General features: G+C 59.0%; 15 protein-coding genes. 9 read left to right on the top strand and 6 right to left on the bottom strand.

Going from position 1 to position 16,410, the window contains the following annotated elements; translation table 11 throughout:
- The first annotated feature begins 4 nt into the window (after positions 1-4).
- From L3068_RS17985 to hycI, 4 genes are read left to right on the top strand one after another with little or no spacing between them, the layout of a single operon-like run.
- Entirely contained in the window at positions 5-547 is a 543-nt protein-coding gene (locus L3068_RS17985; protein WP_014885002.1) for a formate hydrogenlyase complex iron-sulfur subunit, read from the top strand.
- Positions 547-1,314, top strand: coding sequence for an NADH-quinone oxidoreductase subunit B family protein (locus L3068_RS17980; RefSeq protein ID WP_014885001.1), 768 nt, complete (start codon positions 547-549; stop codon positions 1,312-1,314). Before L3068_RS17985 ends, L3068_RS17980 begins: the two co-directional genes overlap by 1 nt.
- Positions 1,311-1,721, top strand: a complete 411-nt coding sequence (locus L3068_RS17975; protein WP_023338751.1) for a formate hydrogenlyase maturation HycH family protein — start codon at positions 1,311-1,313, stop codon at positions 1,719-1,721. Before L3068_RS17980 ends, L3068_RS17975 begins: the two co-directional genes overlap by 4 nt.
- Positions 1,714-2,169 (top strand): hydrogenase maturation peptidase HycI, encoded by a 456-nt coding sequence (gene hycI / locus L3068_RS17970; RefSeq protein ID WP_117580982.1) that lies wholly within the window; start codon positions 1,714-1,716, stop codon positions 2,167-2,169. The genes L3068_RS17975 and hycI overlap by 8 nt, the downstream gene beginning before the upstream one ends.
- An 87-nt stretch (positions 2,170-2,256) precedes the next feature.
- Here the strand turns inward: hycI and L3068_RS17965 are convergent, their stop codons facing one another.
- Together L3068_RS17965 and ascF are read right to left on the bottom strand one after the other, a co-directional pair.
- The gene (locus tag L3068_RS17965) at positions 2,257-3,681 is read right to left on the bottom strand and encodes a 6-phospho-beta-glucosidase (protein ID WP_023331164.1); all 1,425 of its coding nucleotides are present in this window, start codon (positions 3,679-3,681) and stop codon (positions 2,257-2,259) included.
- 18 nt (positions 3,682-3,699) lie between these two features.
- Positions 3,700-5,151 (bottom strand): PTS cellobiose/arbutin/salicin transporter subunit IIBC, encoded by a 1,452-nt coding sequence (gene ascF, locus L3068_RS17960; protein WP_023331163.1) that lies wholly within the window; start codon positions 5,149-5,151, stop codon positions 3,700-3,702.
- Positions 5,152-5,365: 214 nt separating this feature from the next.
- Between ascF and L3068_RS17955 the strand changes: the two genes are divergently transcribed.
- From L3068_RS17955 to L3068_RS17940, 4 genes are all read left to right on the top strand, one after another.
- On the top strand, positions 5,366-6,379 hold the full coding sequence (locus L3068_RS17955) for a LacI family DNA-binding transcriptional regulator (RefSeq protein ID WP_023337691.1): 1,014 nt from the start codon (positions 5,366-5,368) through the stop codon (positions 6,377-6,379).
- A 134-nt stretch (positions 6,380-6,513) separates the two neighbouring features.
- Positions 6,514-7,059: an electron transport protein HydN gene (hydN, locus tag L3068_RS17950; RefSeq protein ID WP_008499565.1), complete on the top strand. Its 546-nt coding sequence runs from the start codon at positions 6,514-6,516 to the stop codon at positions 7,057-7,059.
- 6 nt (positions 7,060-7,065) lie between these two features.
- Complete coding sequence (hypF, locus tag L3068_RS17945; RefSeq protein ID WP_047343690.1) at positions 7,066-9,282, top strand: carbamoyltransferase HypF; 2,217 nt, start codon at positions 7,066-7,068, stop codon at positions 9,280-9,282.
- Position 9,283: 1 nt separating this feature from the next.
- Positions 9,284-10,306: a HoxN/HupN/NixA family nickel/cobalt transporter gene (locus tag L3068_RS17940; RefSeq protein ID WP_023337689.1), complete on the top strand. Its 1,023-nt coding sequence runs from the start codon at positions 9,284-9,286 to the stop codon at positions 10,304-10,306.
- A 71-nt stretch (positions 10,307-10,377) separates the two neighbouring features.
- Here L3068_RS17940 and norW read toward each other — a convergent pair whose 3' ends face one another.
- Together norW and norV are read right to left on the bottom strand one after the other, a co-directional pair.
- On the bottom strand, positions 10,378-11,511 hold the full coding sequence (gene norW, locus L3068_RS17935) for an NADH:flavorubredoxin reductase NorW (RefSeq protein ID WP_117580980.1): 1,134 nt from the start codon (positions 11,509-11,511) through the stop codon (positions 10,378-10,380).
- On the bottom strand, positions 11,508-12,956 hold the full coding sequence (norV, locus tag L3068_RS17930; RefSeq protein WP_047343688.1) for an anaerobic nitric oxide reductase flavorubredoxin: 1,449 nt from the start codon (positions 12,954-12,956) through the stop codon (positions 11,508-11,510). Before norV ends, norW begins: the two co-directional genes overlap by 4 nt.
- 186 nt (positions 12,957-13,142) lie before the next feature.
- Here norV and norR point away from each other — a divergent pair, with 186 nt between their 5' ends.
- Complete coding sequence (gene norR / locus L3068_RS17925) at positions 13,143-14,657, top strand: nitric oxide reductase transcriptional regulator NorR (protein WP_117580978.1); 1,515 nt, start codon at positions 13,143-13,145, stop codon at positions 14,655-14,657.
- On the opposite strand, the gene gutQ is transcribed toward norR, so the two are convergent.
- Together gutQ and srlR are read right to left on the bottom strand one after the other, a co-directional pair.
- Entirely contained in the window at positions 14,654-15,619 is a 966-nt protein-coding gene (gene gutQ, locus L3068_RS17920) for an arabinose-5-phosphate isomerase GutQ (RefSeq protein WP_014884991.1), read from the bottom strand. The genes norR and gutQ overlap by 4 nt on opposite strands.
- Positions 15,612-16,385 carry a glucitol operon DNA-binding transcriptional repressor SrlR gene (gene srlR / locus L3068_RS17915; RefSeq protein WP_014884990.1) on the bottom strand — a complete coding sequence of 258 codons (774 nt, stop codon included), beginning with the start codon at positions 16,383-16,385 and terminating at the stop codon, positions 15,612-15,614. Before srlR ends, gutQ begins: the two co-directional genes overlap by 8 nt.
- Positions 16,386-16,410: the final 25 nt, after the last annotated feature.

Genomic DNA, 16,410 nt, shown 5'->3' with positions numbered 1-16,410 from the left:
CGCCATGTTTACCTTTATCAAAAAAGTGATCAAAACCGGCACGCAGACCAGCCGTTATCCGCTGGAGCCGATGCCGGTCGATAAAAACTTTCGCGGCAAGCCGGAGCACAATCCGCAGCAGTGCATAGGCTGCGCGGCCTGCGTCAATGCCTGCCCGTCGAATGCCCTGACGGTGGAAACGGATCTCAAAACCGGCGAACTGGCCTGGCAGTTTAACCTCGGACGCTGCATTTTCTGCGGCCGCTGCGAGGAAGTTTGCCCGACGGTCGCCATTCGCCTGTCGCAGGAGTACGAGCTGGCAGTGTGGAAGAAAGCCGATTTCCTCCAGCAGTCGCGTTTCGCGCTGTGTCACTGCCGCGTCTGCAAGCGTCCGTTCGCCGTGCAAAAAGAGATCGACTACGCCATCGCGCTGCTGCAGCACAACGGTGACGTCCGGGCGGAACATCACCGTGAAAGTTTTGAAACCTGCCCGGAGTGTAAGCGTCAGAAATGCCTGCTGCCGTCCGACCGGATTGATATCACCCGCCATATGAGAGAGGCCAGCTGATGGAACACTTACTCGGCCCGCGCGACGACAATGGCATGCCGGTGCCAATGACGGTGGAGGAATCCATTGCCAGCATGAAGGCGTCGCTGCTGAAAAAAATCAAACGTTCGGCCTACGTCTACCGCGTGGACTGCGGCGGCTGTAACGGCTGCGAGATCGAGATCTTCGCTACGCTGTCGCCGCTGTTTGACGCTGAACGCTTCGGTATCAAAGTGGTGCCGTCTCCGCGCCATGCGGATATTCTGCTGTTTACCGGGGCGGTCACCCGTGCCATGCGCTCGCCCGCGCTGCGTGCCTGGCAGTCTGCGCCAGACCCGAAAATCTGCATCTCCTACGGTGCCTGCGGCAACAGCGGCGGCATCTTCCACGATCTCTACTGCGTCTGGGGCGGCACCGACAAAATCGTACCGGTGGATGTTTACATTCCGGGCTGCCCGCCGACGCCTGCCGCCACGCTGTACGGCTTTGCGATGGCGCTTGGCCTGCTGGAGCAGAAAATCCACGCCCGTGAACCGGGCGAGCTCGACAACCAGCCCGCGATGCTCCTCCATCCGGATATGGTGCAGCCGCTGCGGGTGAAGGTCGACCGCACGGCGCGCAGGCTGGCGGGTTACCGTTATGGTCGTCAGATTGCCGACGATTATCTGCGTTTGCTGAGTCAGGGCGAGCAGCAGGTAGCCCGCTGGCTGGAGGCGGAAAACGATCCGCGTCTGAATGAGATTGTGGCGAACCTGAACAGCATTGTGGACGAGGCGCGTATCCGATGAGTGAAACGGTGGTGTTCAGTCAACTGAGCCGTAAGTTTATTGATGAGAACGATGCCACGCCGGATGCGGCGCAGCAGGTGGTCTATTACAGCCTGGCGATTGGGCATCACCTCGGGGTGATTGACTGTCTGGAGGCCGCGCTGAGCTGCCCCTGGCCTGAGTACCTGGCGTGGATCGCCACGCTGGAGGAGGGCAGCACGGCACGGCGTAAAATGGAAGGCGTGCCAAAGTACGGTGAGATCGTCATCGATGCCAACCACATTGCGATACTCGCCAACGCCTTTGATGCGGCGCTGAGCAGGCAATCCGCCGAACAGCAGGCGTGGAGCAAAACGTTGCTCGGCATGCTGCATGATATTCATCAGGAGAGTGCCATCTACCTGATGGTGAGGAGATTACGTGACTGACGTTTTACTGTGTGTCGGCAACAGCATGATGGGCGACGACGGCGCGGGCCCGCTGCTGGCAGAGATGTGCGCCGCGAACCCTCATGGCAACTGGGTGGTGATTGACGGCGGTAGCGCGCCAGAAAATGACGTGGTCGCCATCCGCGAGCTGCGCCCGGAGAGGCTGCTGATTGTCGATGCTACCGATATGGGGCTCAACCCCGGAGAGATCCGACTCATTGACCCGGACGACATTGCCGGGATGTTTATGATGACGACCCACAATATGCCGCTGAATTACCTCGTGGATCAGATCAAGGACGACGTGGGCGAGGTGATGTTCCTTGGGATTCAGCCGGACATTGTTGGGTTTTATTACCCGATGACGCCGCCGGTAAAAGAGGCGGTGGAAGTGGTTTATTCACGGCTTGAAGGGTGGGTTGGAGACGGGGGGTTTTCTCCGCTCTGAGCAGTGCCGGGTGGCGGCTTCGCCTTACCCGGCCTACCAAACCCGTTCCCTCTCCCTGTGGAAGAGGGCCGGGGTGAGGGCAACAGGCTACTCGAGATCGCCCCCGTTACTCGCAATCACCTTCTTATACCACCAGAACGATTTCTTGCGCTTCCGGTCCAGCGTGCCGTTCCCCGCATCGTCGCGGTCAACGTACACGAACCCGTAGCGTTTGCTCATTTCGCCGGTAGACGCTGAAACCAGGTCGATACAGCCCCAGGTGGTGTAGCCCATCAGCGGCACGCCGTCCTCAATCGCATCACCCATCGCGCGGATATGCTCGCGCAGATAGCTGATGCGGTAGTCGTCGTTAATCTCGCCGTTTTCATCAATGACATCTTTCGCACCCAGGCCGTTTTCCACCAGGAACAGCGGCTTTTGGTAGCGGTCGTACATCATGTTCATGGTGATGCGCAGGCCAAGCGGGTCAATGCCCCAGCCCCATTCGCTCACCTGAATGTGCGGGTTACGCAGGGACTTCACGATGTTTGCCGCGCTGGTGTTGCCCGCGTTCATATCCGCCGACGCGCAGCGCGAGGCGTAATAGCTGAACGAGACAAAATCGACGGTGTTTTTCAGCAGCTCGTCATCGCCAGGGTCTTTGACAATGACCACGCCTTTCTCACGGAACACGCGAGCGGAGTAGGCCGGATAGCGGCCGCGTGCCTGCACGTCGATAAAGAACAGGTTCTCGCGGTCTTTCTCCAGCGCCATCCACACGTCTTCCGGTTTGCAGGAGTACGGATAGAAGTTACCGCCCGCCAGCATGCAGCCCACCTGATTTTCCGGGTTCACCTCGTGAGCGATTTTGGTTGCCAGCGCGCTCGCCACCAGCTCGTGGTGCGCGGCCTGATATTTTACCTGATCTTCGTTTTCACCTTCCTCAAACACCAGCCCGGCACCGGAGAACGGGCTGTGCAGCATGATGTTGATTTCGTTGAAAGTCAGCCAGTATTTTACCAGCCCGTTAAATGCCTCAAAGCAGGTGCGGGCGTAGCGGGCGAAGAAGTCGACCATCTTGCGGTTGCGCCAGGAGCCGTATTCCGTCACCAGGTGCATCGGCACGTCGAAGTGGCAGAGCGTCACCAGCGGCTCGATGTTGTACTTTTTGCACTCCTCAAATACCGCGCGGTAAAAGGCTATGCCCTCTTTGTTCGGCAGCGGTTCGTCACCGTTCGGGTAGAGGCGGCTCCAGGCAATCGAGGTGCGGAATACCGTAAATCCCATCTCCGCCATCAGGGCAATGTCTTCTTTATAGCGATGGTAAAAATCAATCGCCTCGTGGCTCGGGTAAAACTCGTCGTCACGCAGCGAAAAACGCTTTTCCTTGCCGAGCTTCACCGCCAGACGATTGGCGCCGTGGGGGATCATATCGACCGTCGTCAGTCCTTTGCCGCCTTCACGGTAAGCACCTTCACTCTGGTTAGCGGCAAGCGCGCCGCCCCATAAAAATCCTTGTGGAAAAACAGACATTCTTACCTCGCTTTCAATTTATGCTTTTGCTGCGTTGTTCTGTACCGCCGCGGTCTGCAGAGCGCGCGCTTTTTCGGCCTCGTCTTCGACCGGGATATCCTCAAACCCTAACAGCAGGGTCAGAACAAACGACAGCACAACTGCCAGCGCCATCACGCCGAATACCCAGACGATGGTCATCGGGTTGGCCGGGTCGAAGAATTGCACGCTGGTAAACAGCCCCGGCGCCGCCATGGAGTGGCTGGCAAGACCCGCGATGCCAGCCACCGCGCCGCAGATAAAGCCGCTGATCAGGCTTGCAATCAGCGGACGCTTGAGACGTACCGCCACACCGTACAGTGCCGGTTCAGAGATCCCCGCCATGATGGCAGAAGCCGCCGCAGCCAGCGCCGTCTGGCGCAGTTCCGGGTTTTTGGTTTTCCATGCCACCGCTAAAGACGAACCGCCGAGCGACAGGTTGGCGCCGATTTCTGACGGCATGACCATCCCTTCTTTACCCGTTTCGGCAATGGTCTGAATGATGGTTGGCGTAAAGACGCGGTGCATCCCCGTCATGACCAGCAGCGGCCAGAGTGCGCCCATGATGGCGACGGAGAGCCAGCCCAGATAGCCGTGAATGGTGTAAACCAGTGCGGAGATAGCGCTCCCGATCCAGATCCCGAGCGGCCCAATCAGCACGATGGCGAGCGGGGCGGCAATCAGGACGATCAGCATCGGCTTGAGGAAGTTTTTCGTCACCGCCGGGGTAATGCGATCGACCCAGCGTTCGATGTAAGACAGGCACCAGGTCATCACCAGCGCGGGGATAACGGTGTAGGTGTATTTCACCGCCGTCACCGGGATAAAGGCGAACTCAACATGCTCGCCCTGCGCGGCTTTCGCCATCAGCTCGATAAAGCTCGGGTGCACCAGCACGCCCGCAATGGCGATCGCCAGCGACATATTGGTTTTGAATTTCACTGCCGCCGAGGCGGCCACCATCAGCGGCAGGAAGAAGAATGCCCCGTCGCCAATCACCGTCAGAATGGTAAGCGTTGGCGCACCCTTTGGCAGCACGCCGGTCATCTCAAGGATCATCGCCAGCAGCTTGACCATCGAACCGCCGATGATCGCGGGGATCAGCGGCGACATGGTGCCGATCAGCGCGTCGAGGATCCCGGCGCCAATGCGGCGTAACGTCAGCTTCTGCGGGCCTTCCGGCACCGCGGGCTGCAGGTCAACGGGCAGCAGGCTTACCACTTCGCGGTAGGCCTGAGAAACCGTGTTGCCAATGATCACCTGGCACTGGTTGTCGTTACGCACTACGCCAAGCACGCCGCTGATGCTTTTCAGGCGCGCGGCGTCGGTGAGGGTTTCGTCTTTCAGAACGAAACGCAGTCGCGTCATGCAGTGGGTGACGGCGACGATGTTCTCTTTGCCGCCCAGCGCGCTGATAACGTCGTTCGCCAGCGCAGCGTAATTTTTGGCCATCGGATGTGATCCTGTTATCGTTGTGTGAAATGTAGGAAACCGGTTCCACATAATCATCATGAGTTTCTTTGAGTGAAACAAGATCGCTTTTTGGTCATTTTTTCAATTCGTGATGATGATCACTGGTCGTTAGCGAAAGCGTGATTTCGCCGCTGCGACAATTTTTCTGCAGTGCAGTACACTGCGCTTCATCAGATTCAGATGGAATAACAACATGACCACGATGCTTGAAGTGGCGAAGCGGGCAGGCGTTTCGAAAGCGACGGTATCCCGCGTGCTGTCGGGAAATGGCTATGTCAGCCAGGAGACCAAAGACCGGGTTTTTCAGGCCATTGAAGAGAGCGGTTATCGCCCGAATTTACTGGCGCGAAACCTGGCGACCAAACGTACCCAGACCCTGGGGCTGGTGGTGACGAACACCCTTTATCACGGCGTCTACTTTAGCGAACTGCTGTTTCATGCCGCACGAATGACGGAAGAGAAAGGGCGGCAGTTGATCCTCGCGGACGGCAAGCACAGCGCGGATGAAGAGCGCGAGGCGATCCAGTATCTGCTCGATATGCGCTGCGACGCGGTGATCATCTACCCGCGCTTTTTGAACGTGGATGAACTGGATGCGATCGTTGAGAAGTGTGAGCAGCCGATTATGGTGCTCAACCGCCGCCTGCGGAAAAACAGCAGCCACAGCGTCTGGTCCGATCATAAAGCTTCCTGTCAGGACGCGGTGTCGCAGCTGATTGCAAAAGGGCACCGGGAGATTGCGTTTATCACCGGTTCGCTGGATTCCCCGACCGGCGTTGAGCGACTGTCCGGTTACAAAGATGCGCTGACGCAGCACGGTATTGCCTTGCGCGACGAGCTTATCGCCGAAGGGAAGTGGAACCCGGCCAGCGGCGCGGCGGCGGTATCCGAACTGCTCGCACGCGGCGAACGCTTTACGGCGCTGGTGGCGAGCAATGACGACATGGCGATTGGCGCCATTAAACAGCTGCACGAGAGCGGCGTTGCCACGCCGGACGCGGTGTCAGTCATCGGCTTCGACGACGTGGCGATAGCGCCGTACATTGTGCCTTCGCTCTCCAGCGTGCGTATTCCGGTCACGGAGATGATCCAGGAAACCATCAGTCGTCTGATTTTCATGCTCGACGGCGGTGAATTCAAATATCAGCAAACGTTCTCCGGCGAGCTTATCCTGCGCGACTCCGTGACTGACGGCCCCCACTGCTGATGTCGACAGCTGTCATCGTCATAAGTGACGATGACAGCGCGACTGTGATTTTTAAAGTCGTTTAAAATCAATTTGTTAATAATTGGCACGGTTTATGAATAGCTCCGCGCATAACTGTAATGCTGGAGAAGCAGATGAACCGTTTTATTATGGCCGATGCCAGTAAGTGCATTGGTTGCCGTACCTGTGAAGTGGCGTGCGTGGTTTCCCATCAGGCGGAGCAGGATTGCGCATCACTTACCCCCGACACGTTTTTGCCACGCATCCACGTCATTAAAGGCGTGAATATTTCCACCGCCGCTATTTGTCGCCAGTGCGAAGACGCACCGTGCGCGAACGTCTGCCCGAACGGGGCGATTAAACGCGAGAAGGGCTTTGTGCATGTGATGCAGGAGCGCTGCATTGGCTGTAAAACCTGCGTGGTCGCCTGCCCGTATGGCGCGATGGAAGTGGTTGTCCGTCCGGTAGTACGCAACAGCGGTATGGGCCTGAGCGTGCGGGCGGAGAAAGCCGAGGCCAACAAATGCGACCTTTGCTACCACCGCGAAGCTGGCCCGGCCTGTATGGAAGCCTGCCCGACACACGCGCTGGTCTGCGTGGATCGCGACAAGCTCGAGCAGATGAGCGCAGAAAAACGCCGTCGCGCAGCGTTTGACACCTCGTCATCGCTGCTGTTTTAAGTCGCAATGCGCGTTAACGGCGTACAGCTTCGGGTGCGTGGCAAAGTGCAGGGCGTGGGGTTTCGTCCCTTTGTCTGGCAGCTGGCGCACCAGATGATGCTGACGGGCGACGTCTGTAACGACGGAGAGGGTGTCCTGGTGCGTCTCGCGGGTAATGGGGGGGACTTTACTGCGAGGCTGCGCCAGGACTGCCCACCGCTGGCTCGGATTGACGACGTAGACACGCAGCCCTTTAGCTGGTCCGCTCTGCCGACGGATTTTACCATCCGCCAGAGCGAGAGCGGAGCGATGGACACGCAAATCGTGCCGGATGCCGCCACCTGTCCGGCGTGCCTGGCGGAGATGCGCGATCCCCGCGAGCGCCGTTATCGTTACCCGTTTATCAACTGTACCCATTGCGGCCCGCGCTTCACCATCATCCGCGCCATGCCCTACGATCGCCCGGCCACGTCAATGGCCGACTTCCCGCTGTGCGTACCGTGTGAAGCCGAGTATCGCAACCCGGCCGATCGGCGTTTTCACGCTCAGCCGGTGGCCTGCCCGGACTGCGGGCCAGCGCTGATGTGGCGAGCCGGGGACAGCGTCGCCACGCGCGAACCGGCATTACGCGCCGCAGTGGAGAAGCTAAAAAGCGGCGGGATTGTCGCCATCAAGGGGCTGGGAGGCTTTCACCTCGCCTGCGACGCGCTTAACCCGCAGGCGGTGGCGACGCTACGGGCACGCAAACAGCGCCCGACGAAGCCGCTGGCGGTGATGATCCCCGATGCGGATGACCTGCCGGAGGCGATGCAGACCCTGCTACGCTCTCCTGCTGCGCCCATTGTGTTGACGCCCAAAGCCTCGCTTCCCGCACTGCCTGAGGCCATTGCGCCGGGGCTAGATTGTGTCGGCGTGATGCTGCCTGCGAATCCGATTCAGCATTTACTGATGATGGACTGCCAGCGTCCGCTGGTGATGACCTCCGGTAACCTCAGCGGCCGCCCGCCTGCGATGACGAATCAGGAAGCGCTGGATGCGCTCCGCGACATGGCTGACGGCTTCCTGCTGCACAACCGCGATATTCTGCAACGGATGGATGATTCGGTGGTGGATCGGGATGGTACGATGCTGCGTCGCGCGCGCGGTTTTGTGCCGGATGCCATCACGTTACCCGCCGGGTTTGACGATATCCCTGCCATATTGTCAACCGGGGCAGAGATGAAAAATACCTTCTGCCTGGTGCGCGGAAATCAGGCTGTGTTGAGCCCACATTTTGGCGATCTCAGTGACGAGGGGGTCGACGCACAGTGGCGTTCGGCGCTGGCAATGATGCAACAGGTTTATGCCTTTAAGCCCGCGCGTGTCGTGTGCGATGCCCATCCGGCGTATCACGCCAGTCAGTGGGCGCTGGAGCAGGCGCTGCCCGTTGAAACCGTGCTGCATCATCATGCCCATGCGGCGGCGTGTCTGGCTGAAAATGGCTGGCCGCTCGGCGGTGGGGACGTTATCGCCCTGACGCTGGACGGGATCGGCATGGGCGAGAACGGCGCGCTGTGGGGCGGAGAGTGCCTGCGGGTGAACTATGTCGACTGCGAACATTTGGGTGGCCTGCCTGCCGTTGCGCTGCCGGGGGGCGATCTGGCAGCGAAGCAGCCGTGGCGCAATTTGCTCGCCCACTGCCTGGCCTTTGTGCCTGACTGGCAGCAGTTTCCGGAAACGCGGGCAGTGCAGGGCCAGAACTGGCCGCTACTGGCGACGGCGATCCAGCGTGGCATCAACGCGCCGCGGGCCTCGTCCTGTGGACGCCTGTTTGATGCGGTTGCCTGTGCGCTGGGCATCGATACGCAGCGCTACGAAGGCGAAGCGGCCTGCAGGCTGGAGGCGCTGGCGGCACGGTGCAACGGTGTGAAACACCCGGTTACGCTGTCGGTGGAAGACCTTGCACTTTTCTGGCAACAGTGGCTTGCCTGGCAGGCGGAGCCCTGCGAGCGCGCGTGGGCGTTTCACGATGCGCTGGCCAGAGGGCTGTCGGAGCATGCCGCATCCCATGCCCGACGCTTATCGCTTTCAACAATCTGCCTCAGTGGCGGTGTGTTACATAACCGCCTGCTGCGCGCGCGCCTGCGGCATTATCTTTCTGACTTTACGCTTCTTTTTCCTTCGCGCCTGCCTGCAGGTGACGGAGCGATCTCCTTCGGGCAGGCGGTGGTCGCCGCTGCCCGGTCATGTTCACAAAGGATTTAAAATGTTACGACTGTTACGCAATGAACCTCGCGCCGCGCTTCTGCTGCTGGCACTGGTAATGGCAAACCTGCTGGCCTGGGGCTGGGCATGGCACACCTTCAGCGGCAGTACGGCGCTGATGGCGGCAAGCCTGCTGGCCTGGTGTTACGGGCTGCGTCATGCGGTGGATGCCGACCACATTGCTGCCATTGATACCGTGACGCGTAAGATGATGCAGCAGGGCAAACGCCCGTCCGGCGTGGGGGCGTGGTTCTCGCTGGGGCACTCCACCATCGTGGTGCTGGCTTCCATCGCTATCGCCGCCACCGCCACGGCGTTTCAGAAAAATATGGCATGGTTCCACGAGACCGGGAGCCTGATTGGCACCGCCGTTTCCGCCACCTTCCTGCTGGCGATGGCGCTGGTGAATATGGTGATTTTGCGCGGCGTATGGTGCAGTTTCCAGGCGCTGAAAAAGGGGCATGCGGCCCGCAGCGACGTGGAGCTTCCCGCCCAGGGTGGGGTGATGAGCTGGCTGTTTGGCAAAACCTTCCGCCTCGTCAATAAAAGCTGGCAGATGTACCTGGTGGGCTTCCTGTTTGGTCTCGGGTTTGATACCGCCACTGAAATTGGCGTGCTGGGGATTTCTGCCGCCAGCGCCTCCAGCGGGATGTCGGTGTGGTCAATCATGATCTTCCCGGCGCTCTTCGCCAGCGGTATGGCGCTGGTGGATACCCTCGACAATTTGCTGATGGTCGGTGCCTACGGCTGGGCGTTTAACAAACCGCAGCGCAAGCTCTACTACAACATGACCATTACGGGTACCTCCGTGGTGGTGGCGCTGTTCATTGGTGGGCTGGAAGCGCTGGGTCTGCTGATGGATAAATTTGCCCTTAGCGGCGGCATCTGGGATGCGGTGGGCGCGGTGAACGATAACCTCGGCAACGCCGGGTTTGTGGTGGTCGGGCTGTTTGTTGCCTGCTGGCTGATCTCCATGGCCAACTACCGCTGGCGCGGCTACGATGCGCTGGTGGTGCGCTCCTGAATTTTTGCCTCAACTCTCTTTTTGTTGTTTTGTAGGCCGGGTAAGCGCAGCGCCACCCGGCAATACGACGGTTAAGCAGGTAGCGATTTCAGCAGCGCGAACGCCTCCTTCATTCTCTCTTCGCTCACCACAAAGGCGCGCAGTTGTTCATCTGCGTCGATGCCGCGCGCCACCATCCCCTGTGATTCAATGGCGATTTGCCAGCTCAGATCCTGTCGCTGCGTTTCTCCCGCAAGGTGCAGCGGCAGGTCCGGCGTTTTCACCTTCACCAGTATCGGCGGAAGCTTTAGCGGCGCGCTGACGCCGATCAGGTTTTTCGCCAGGATCATGGCGCTCAACTGGATCGGTTGCAGGAACGGCAGCACCCGGCCGTTAATTTCCGCGCAGTCGCCCAGGGCATAAATGTCCGGCTGTGAGGTTTGCAGGTAGCTGTCGACCTTTACGCCGCGGTCTGTTTCGGCGCCTGCGCGATGTGCCAGCGCGGTTTCCGGGCGCAGACCCGTCGCGGCAACCACCGCATCCATTTCAACGCTGCGGTTGCGGTCGAGTGCCCCACGAATGCCGCCTGCGGTTTTGCTCAGACTCTGTAACTGCGATTTGAGCAGCAGATGGACGCCCATGTCGGTCAGTCGATGCTGTAAGCGGCTGCTTACTTCTGCGGGCATCAGCGCCGACAGAATGCTCGCCGCGTGGTCAACCAGGGTAACGGTTTTACCCGCGCGGCAGAAATCCATCGCCAGCTCGGTACCAATCAGCCCACCGCCGACGATCATCACGCGTTGCGCATCGCGAAGCCCCGTTTCGCTTGCCTGATACTCCTGCTGGCTGTTTAGGGTGATCATCAGCTCTCGCCCTTCAACGGGCGGCACAAAGGCAGAGGCCCCCGTGGCCAGCACCAGCTTGTCGTACTGCCAGATTTTGTCTTTCGCCTTCACGACGTGCGCGGCGGCGTCGATATCGGTAACCCAGGTGTAGGGAAACAGGCGCAGGTTAAACTGTTCCGCGAACTCCCCCGCCGACTGGCGGGTGAGGTCTTCGGCGCGCAGATTCTGGCTGATGACATGGCTTAAATCAGGTTTGTTGTACTCATCCATGCTGTCGGCGGCGATCACCGTCACCGGCACGTTAGCGTCCTGTTTGCGGATATTTTTCACCAGCTGGCGGGCGGCGAAGCCCGAACCGATGATGACGATTCCGTGATTCATTTTGCCTCCGTACCCAGTTCGTCAAAGACGTCTTTACCGAGGGAACATTCCGGGCAGAGGAAGGTATCCGGCACGTCGCACCACGGTGTGCCCGGGGCAACGTCCTGAAGGGGTTCACCCCGTTCCGGGTCGTAGATCCACTGGCAAACACTGCACTGCATGCGTGGGCCGAGGTGTGCAGCAGCGGCAGCTGCACAGGCACAGGCTTCCTGCTGTTCGGTAGATTTTGCAGACGCCTCAGGAAGCGGTGCGAGCGCCCACTGACGGGCAATGTCGCGGCCATGCTGACGGCAAATTTCCAGCGCGTCGATATCCGGGCGCCATTTCGCTTTCAGACTCAGGGACATCTCAAAACCTGCATCCTGCAGACGGGTAGAGAGGCGATCTACCGCGCCGCCGCTCCAGCCGTGAGAGCCAAACGCGCTGGCGCGTTTGTTGCGAAAACGCAGGCCGGTCATCTCTTCCACCAGGCCAGCAATTTTCGGCATCATCACGTTGTTCATCGTGGAGGTGCCCACCAGCACGCCTTTTGAGCGGAAGACATTGGTGAGGATCTCGTTTTTATCGCTGCGCGCCACGTTGAAGATTTTCACCGCCACGTTCGGATCCACTTCGTTGATGCCCTGGGCTATGGCGTCCGCCATCATGCGGGTGTTATTGGACATGGTGTCGTAGAAAATCGTGATGCGGTCTTCCTGATAATCCGCCGCCCATTTCAGGTACAGTTCAACGATCTGGGTGGGGTTTTCACGCCACACCACGCCGTGGGAGGTGGCAATCATGTCCACCGGCAGGTTAAAGCCGATGATCTCGGTGATTTTTGGCGTCACCAGACGGCTGAACGGGGTCAGAATGTTGGCGTAGTATCGCTGGCACTGCTCAAACAGTTCGGTCTGATCCACTTCATCATTGAACAGGCGTTCGTCACAGTAGTGCTGGCCAAAGGCGTCGTTGCTGAACAATACCGCGTCGCCGGTCATGTAGGTCATCATGCTGTCCGGCCAGTGCAGCATCGGGGTTTCAACGAAGATCAGCTGTTTGCCGTTGCCGATATCCAGCGAGTCGCCGGTTTTCACGGTGTGGAAATTCCACTCCGGATGATGGTGATGACCGTTGATCGAGTCGATGGCGTTGGTGGTGCAGTAGATCGGTGTATTCGGAATGTAAGACATCAGCTCGGTCAACGCACCGGCGTGATCCTCTTCCGCGTGGTTGATGATGATGTAGTCGATTGCGTCGAGATCGATTTCGCTGCGCAGGTTCTGCACGAACTCGCGGCTGAATTTGTGATCGACGGTATCGATCAGTACGTTTTTGCCTTCACGGATAAGATAGCTGTTGTAGCTGCTGCCGCGCAGCGTTTTGTATTCCGTCCCGTGGAAATCACGCACCTCCCAGTCACGTTGACCCACCCAATGAATGTTATTTTTAACCAGAATAGACATAGCAACCTCAACGTAATACAGCGTTTTTGAATAAGATGATTTGCCTATATCACATTGCGTGCCAACTTTTATTTTATTGATTTTAATGGATTATTATGTATATACCTCGTGATGAGTAGTCATTATGACTATCCTGATGACGGTCAATATGACACTATTTATTGTCAAAATGACAGCGAGGCAGCCATGAGTTTTTCCGTAGATGTGCTGGCGAAGATCGCCATTGAACTGCAAACCGGTATCGGTCATCAGGACCGTTTTCAGCGGCTTATCTCCACGCTGCGTCACGTGCTGGCGTGCGATGCCTCGGCGCTGTTGCGCTACGAGGGGAGACAATTTATTCCGCTGGCTATCGACGGGCTCGCGAAAGATGTTCTCGGGCGGCGGTTTACTCTTGAAGGGCATCCGCGGCTGGAAACCATTGCCCGTGCGGGTGACGTGGTACGTTTCCCGGCGGACAGCGACTTGCCGGATCCCTACGACGGTCTGATCCCGGGGCAGGAGAGCCTGAAGGTGCACGCCTGTATCGGTCTGCCGCTGTTTGCCGGACAACACCTGATTGGCGCATTAACCCTCGACGGCATGTCGCCGGACCAGTTCGACACCTTCAGTGATGAAGAGTTAAGGCTGATTGCCGCGCTGGCTTCCGGGGCGCTCAATAACGCGTTGCTGATAGAACAGCTGGAAAGCCAGAATATTCTTCCCGGCAGCCCGTCGGCGTTTGAGCCGGTGGCGCACACGGAGATGATCGGTCTGTCGCCGGGCATAGCGCAGCTTAAAAAAGAGATTGAGATTGTCGCCGCGTCCGACCTGAACGTGCTGATCTTCGGTGAAACCGGCACCGGTAAAGAGCTGGTGGCGAAGTCAATTCATGAAGCCTCACCACGCGCGGCCAACCCGCTCGTATACCTTAACTGTGCCGCATTGCCGGAGAGCGTGGCGGAAAGCGAGCTGTTTGGTCACGTCAAAGGGGCATTTACCGGGGCCATCAGCAACCGCAGCGGTAAGTTTGAGATGGCCGATAACGGGACGCTGTTTCTCGATGAGATTGGAGAGCTTTCGCTTTCGCTCCAGGCCAAACTGCTGCGCGTATTGCAGTACGGTGACATCCAGCGCGTGGGGGATGACCGCAGCTTACGGGTGGACGTGCGCGTGCTGGCGGCGACCAACCGCGACCTGCGAGAAGCGGTGCTGGCCGGGCATTTCCGCGCGGATCTTTTCCACCGTCTGAGCGTGTTCCCGCTTACCGTGCCGCCGCTGCGCGAGCGCGGAGAAGATGTGGTTCTGCTGGCGGGCTATTTCTGCGAGCAATGCCGTCTCAGAATGGGGCTTTCCCGCGTGGTACTCAGCCCGGGGGCGAGGGCGCATCTGTTGAGCTACGGCTGGCCGGGCAACGTGCGCGAGCTGGAGCATGCGATTCACCGTGCGGTAGTGCTGGCGCGGGCGACGCGTGCGGGTGATGAGGTTGTGATCCACGCGCGTCATTTTGCGTTGCACGATGACGCCGTGCAGGCGGTGGCTCAGCGTGTGCCGGAGAATGCAAATGAAAACCTGCGCGAGGCGACGGAAGCGTTCCAGCGTCAGATGATTACCCGCGCGCTGGAGCAGAACAACCGCAGCTGGGCAGCGTGCGCGCGGGCGCTGGAGATGGACGTCGCCAACCTGCACCGGCTGGTGAAGCGTCTTGGGCTGAAGGGTTAAATAATCCCCGCCTGGTAGAAATCCTGCAGGTTGATGGCACCGCAGAGCTTGCCGGCGTCATCCACCACCGGTGCGGCGGTGATTTTGCGCTTCATCAGCACCTCTTTGGCCTCAATGGCGCGGCTGTCGGCATTCAGCGTCAGCCCGCCTTTGGTCATCGCGTCAGACACTTTCGTTTCCAGTTTGCCACCCCCAACCAGCCAGCGCCGCAGGTCGCCGTCAGTGAATACGCCCTGGACGCTACCGTTGTCGTCACACACCGCGACCAGCCCCAGCCCGGTGCGGCTCAGTTCCAGCATCGCGTCCATCACGCTGGTATCGAGCTTGACCTGGGGAATGGCATCGTCAGTGCGCATCAGATGATGAACCTTATTGAGCAGCCGCGCGCCGAGCGCGCCCGCCGGATGCGAACGGGCAAAATCTTCTTCGTTAAATCCGCGCGCCTGCATCACCGCCATCGCCAGCGCGTCACCCATCATGAGGGTGTTGACGGTGCTGGAGGTCGGGGCAAGGTGCATCGGGCAGGCTTCACGCTCAACGGAAATATCCAGCGTCGCTTTAGCGGCCAGCGCCAGCGGCGAGCGGGATTTGCCGGTCATCGCCAGCAGAGCGACCGATTTCTCCTGCAGGCGCGGAATAATAAGATCCAGCTCTTTGGCCGAACCGGAGTAGGAGATAAACAGCATCACATCGCGGCTTTCAATCATCCCCAGATCGCCATGCAGCGCCTCGGCGGGATGCACGAAGAAGGCCGGGGTGCCGGTGCTCGCCAGCGTCGCGGCAATTTTTTTGCCGATATGGCCGGATTTACCGATGCCCGCCACGATCACTTTGCCTTCGCAGTGGATAATCGTGTTGGCGGCGCGGACAAAATCCTCGCCCAGACGTTCTGGCAGGCGGCTGGCTTCCTGCAGCTCCAGCATCAGCGTCTGGCGGCCCGTTTCTAACAGAAAATCACTCATCTCTCTCTCCGGTTACGATCACGTCGATACCTTTCTCTTCCAGCGCCTTTTTGAACGCCGGATCAATCCCCGCGTCGGTAATCAGCTTATCAACGCTTTCAAGGCTACAGACAATGTTGGGACTTTTGCGGCCAAACTTCGACGAGTCTGCCATCAAAATCACTTCCCGTGCGGCGTTGCACATCGCTTTACTGACGCTGAATACCTCATTGAAGGTCGTGACGCCTGCGTTCAGATCGATGCCGTCGGTGCCCATAAACAGCTTATCGAAGCTGAAGTGGTCGAAAGCGTTCTCGGCCAGCTGACCGTGAAACGACGCCGATTTTTTGCGAAAGGTGCCGCCGGGCATCAGGATAGTCTGCTCGCTGTCAAATTCCGACAGGGCGTTGACGATATGCAGGCTGTTGGTCATCACCGTGATGTTGTTAAAGCGGCTGAGCAGGGGGATCATTTGCAGGACGGTGCTGCCTGCGTCGAGGATGATGGAATCACCATCGTGAATAAATTTAACGGCGGCCTCGGCAATAAGCGCTTTCTGGTGGGTATTGATCAGCGTTTTGTGATCGATAGGCGGGTCAGCTTCGTCCTTATTCAGCATCACCCCGCCGTAAGTTCGGATGACGGCGCCAGAGTTTTCGAGCAATACCAGGTCCTTGCGTATTGTCGTGCCGGTGGTGTCAAAGTAGTGGGCCAGATCCTCCACCGAGCATTTCCCCTGCTTTTGCAGATACTCGAGAATGGCCGCCTGCCGCTGACGTGGTTTCATAGGCGCTTCGTTCCTTAGGTTGCGA

The sequence above is a fragment of the Enterobacter cloacae complex sp. ECL414 genome, from assembly GCF_021869685.1.
Taxonomy (GTDB): Bacteria; Pseudomonadota; Gammaproteobacteria; order Enterobacterales; family Enterobacteriaceae; genus Enterobacter; species Enterobacter kobei.
Note: the sequence above shows the minus strand (reverse complement) of the source record. Positions and strands in the feature narration are given on the sequence as shown.

Bases quoted from the DNA above. Each gene is read 5' to 3' on its own strand.
- gutQ (WP_014884991.1), bottom strand. From the start codon at position 15,619: ATGAGTGATTTTCTGTTAGAAACGGGCCGCCAGACGCTGATGCTGGAG.
- ascF (WP_023331163.1), bottom strand. From the start codon at position 5,151: ATGGCCAAAAATTACGCTGCGCTGGCGAACGACGTTATCAGCGCGCTG.
- L3068_RS17940 (WP_023337689.1), top strand. From the start codon at position 9,284: ATGTTACGACTGTTACGCAATGAACCTCGCGCCGCGCTTCTGCTGCTG.
- L3068_RS17980 (WP_014885001.1), top strand. From the start codon at position 547: ATGGAACACTTACTCGGCCCGCGCGACGACAATGGCATGCCGGTGCCA.
- hydN (WP_008499565.1), top strand. From the start codon at position 6,514: ATGAACCGTTTTATTATGGCCGATGCCAGTAAGTGCATTGGTTGCCGT.
- norW (WP_117580980.1), bottom strand. From the start codon at position 11,511: ATGAATCACGGAATCGTCATCATCGGTTCGGGCTTCGCCGCCCGCCAG.
- L3068_RS17955 (WP_023337691.1), top strand. From the start codon at position 5,366: ATGACCACGATGCTTGAAGTGGCGAAGCGGGCAGGCGTTTCGAAAGCG.
- srlR (WP_014884990.1), bottom strand. From the start codon at position 16,385: ATGAAACCACGTCAGCGGCAGGCGGCCATTCTCGAGTATCTGCAAAAG.
- L3068_RS17975 (WP_023338751.1), top strand. From the start codon at position 1,311: ATGAGTGAAACGGTGGTGTTCAGTCAACTGAGCCGTAAGTTTATTGAT.
- L3068_RS17965 (WP_023331164.1), bottom strand. From the start codon at position 3,681: ATGTCTGTTTTTCCACAAGGATTTTTATGGGGCGGCGCGCTTGCCGCT.
- hypF (WP_047343690.1), top strand. From the start codon at position 7,066: ATGCGCGTTAACGGCGTACAGCTTCGGGTGCGTGGCAAAGTGCAGGGC.
- L3068_RS17985 (WP_014885002.1), top strand. From the start codon at position 5: ATGTTTACCTTTATCAAAAAAGTGATCAAAACCGGCACGCAGACCAGC.
- norR (WP_117580978.1), top strand. From the start codon at position 13,143: ATGAGTTTTTCCGTAGATGTGCTGGCGAAGATCGCCATTGAACTGCAA.
- norV (WP_047343688.1), bottom strand. From the start codon at position 12,956: ATGTCTATTCTGGTTAAAAATAACATTCATTGGGTGGGTCAACGTGAC.